At 42.7% G+C, this 2796-nt stretch carries 3 protein-coding genes; 1 reads left to right on the top strand and 2 read right to left on the bottom strand.

Going from position 1 to position 2796, the window contains the following annotated elements; translation table 11 throughout:
* The first annotated feature begins 109 nt into the window (after window positions 1-109).
* Window positions 110-640 carry a hypothetical protein gene (locus ACFQ2O_RS21015; protein WP_377532742.1) on the top strand — a complete coding sequence of 177 codons (531 nt, stop codon included), beginning with the start codon at window positions 110-112 and terminating at the stop codon, window positions 638-640.
* A gap of 42 nt (window positions 641-682) precedes the next feature.
* On the opposite strand, the gene ACFQ2O_RS21010 is transcribed toward ACFQ2O_RS21015, so the two are convergent.
* Complete coding sequence (locus tag ACFQ2O_RS21010) at window positions 683-1339, bottom strand: hypothetical protein (RefSeq protein WP_377532740.1); 657 nt, start codon at window positions 1337-1339, stop codon at window positions 683-685.
* A 92-nt stretch (window positions 1340-1431) separates the two neighbouring features.
* Entirely contained in the window at window positions 1432-2505 is a 1074-nt protein-coding gene (locus ACFQ2O_RS21005; protein ID WP_377532738.1) for a DUF3667 domain-containing protein, read from the bottom strand.
* Window positions 2506-2796: the final 291 nt, after the last annotated feature.

The raw sequence follows: 2796 nt of genomic DNA, 5'->3' as shown, positions 1-2796 counted from the left end.
ATAACATTAAATTGCTATATCGATTATTGCCGTAGCGGAAGTTTGGGAGCCTGAGTAGTACCGTTTTAGGCTCCTGCCATACTACAATGTTTATTACCATTTTTTAGCCATGAAAACTTTAAAACCTCTTTTAACTGCATTCATACTTGCAGCCGCTGCCTCCTCCGTATTTGCTCAAAGCACCTATAAAAACCTGCCACTGCTAAAGGCTAATTCCAGCAAAGTAAACGTGCGTGTGGGCGATGTTTTCGTGAATGGCTTCTGGACGGTGAAGCCCGAGTATAACCCCAACTCGCTGCACATTCAGGTAAACGGGCAAAAAGAAAGGTTGGTGTTTTACACTGATATCGATTCTGCTACTTATGATATAAAACCCGAACAAGCCAAGCAGTTTTATGTGCTGCTGAACAGGCAGCATTATGTGCTAACGGAGGTAAAAGGCTTTACACTTGCCAGCAATGCCACTGAGCAGAACAAAAATAGGTTTTTAAGTATCGATAAACCTAAGAGTAAAACCTTTGGCACCCTCTGGGAAAAGCACCATGTGGGGGATGTGGTAAATGATATAAACAACTACGCCGACAAAGCCTCTGGTGCTGTAAATTGGGCGAAAGGAAAGCTATTTGGTTCAGATCAGTAAGGCTGGTTAGTATAACTGTGGATTGGATGATGGCTACCGGTACTATAACCGATATTCTACACCAAGAGTAAGGTCAAGCCTGTTTAGTTTGCTGCTACTGTTCTTGTTAAAGCTCTCGGAATAAAGGCTGTATGCTGGCACAAAGGTAAAGCCAATCTTACTTGTATGATTATACCTGCCCACTAGCCCAGCTCCTAATCCAAAAAGATTGCGATTAAAATCTGAGATTAGTATGGCTGTTTCTTCTTCTCTGCCGTCTGCGTAAGTGGTATACTCATCCTTGCTGGTGGAAAAAAGAGACTTCAAGCCTGCCGAGGCATACACATCAAAGCTGCCTCGGTTAAGTACCTGGTAGTCATAATTAAGGTTAACTGCCTGCACCTCGATTTTTACTTCAGCGTAAGAAGGCATATGCGGGTCGCCGGTTTGGGTTGTGTTGTAGTTATAGTTGAGTTCTGATTTTATTTTAAAGTTACTGAGCTCGATGCGCAGTCTGCTTTTCTCTCCTGCATAAACACCTGCCTGCGCAGGAAAAACGAAGGCGGGCTTATTTTTGAATGTGGCTCCTGGTGTAGAAGAATTTAATCCGTTGTTGTTGATAAAGCTTAAACCTGCATTCACGCCTATAAAGTATCTGCCCTGTCCATATCCAATAAAAGCACTAAAAAGCAGAGTGGTCAGAAGTATAAGTCGTTTCATAAGTTAGAGCAAAAGGGTTTTTTATGCTGAATTGATTTAAGCAATTTATACTTTTAAGTATGAAAAGCAGGGGAAGGTAGTAAGCGGTTGTGCTATACAGTATACAGCGTCGCCACCACTACAATGAGTCCGCTAACCATAAGTAGAACACCATAGGATAAAAACAGCACGAAAAATTTGTAGATGGTGCGCCAGCGGGTGCTTCCGTAAATGTTACGCATAGAACGGTAAATATACCACAGCGATACCACCACCCCAATAAACTGCAGCCAATCAGAGGCACCCGGCAGAATCCAGCTTATCAGGATCAAGACAGAAATAAACAGGAAAAGAAACGAGTGCACGTGGATCGAATAAATCAGGTGCTCTACATAGTATTTGGTTTTGGAGCGGTAGTTAACCAGTTTTAGAATCAGGGCAAACAAGGGCAGCAGAATAAACATGACTTTGGGCAGGTGGCTCAGCAGTTTATTGATGAAAAGCTGGCTTCGTAAGTCATCATCAGCCACTTCTTTAGCCTTAGCTTCCAGCGAGTGCATTACGGCATTTTCTTCGGCTGCTTCTGAAATATGCTCTTGCTGCTCTGATTCATACTGCTCTACCAAGGCAGCCTTTTTTCCGCGAGGATTAGTATAAATGATAGCATCATTATGTGCTTTTTTGCTCGTGTCAAGTGTTGCTTCGGCATTGTCCAGAATAGTATAAGTAAAGGCCGCCGCTTTATCAGATACTTCACCATTGAGCGCTTTCTTTTCCACCGCTTCCCGCAGTTTAGTAAGGTCCTGCCTGGTTGCTTCTGTCCCTTTCGCGGCTTCGGCGGCAGCTTTGTCCTCCATAATATCTTTTTTACCCATGTTGGAATTGGCAGTAAAAAGAAAGAAGAACAGGATGCTGATAAAGATATACATGCTGATCGGGTTGAGGTGAGCAGCCCGTCTACCAGCAAAATACTCCTTTGTTAAATAACCCGGCTTCGTGAAAAGCGGGACCATACTGTTGAAAAATTTAGACTCGAAGTGAAAATAGTGCCCTACGCTATGTAAGGCAAGATGCACAAAGTTCTCATGAAGCTCCAGGTTTTCCTGCCCGCAATTAGGGCAGAATTTGTCTTCAACGATGGTGCCACAGTTCTGGCAGTTTTTATCGGAGCGGTAGTGCTTTTTCATAATGACTTCAGCTTTGAGCCTCTGAGCGGCAACTTGTTAAAACTAGCGCTCGCTCTGGCTGCTGTGAATTTAAATAGAGCTAAAAATAAACATTTGTGGCATTATTCTTTGATCATATTCATAAAAAATTGGGCGCAGCAGGAAGAATTTTTCAGAGAAGGAAAGGCGACAGGTAAAAACCGACATGAACTGATTTTAAAATTCCCTTCTGGTATTTACCGAAGCAGGTGTATGGCTGCGTTTTGAGCTTCTAACTTGTTTTATTTTAACCTTCATAAAAAGGCTTTTTAC

Origin of the sequence: Pontibacter rugosus, from assembly GCF_042678745.1 — a bacterium.
Classification (GTDB): domain Bacteria; phylum Bacteroidota; class Bacteroidia; order Cytophagales; family Hymenobacteraceae; genus Pontibacter; species Pontibacter rugosus.
Note: the sequence above shows the minus strand (reverse complement) of the source record. Positions and strands in the feature narration are given on the sequence as shown.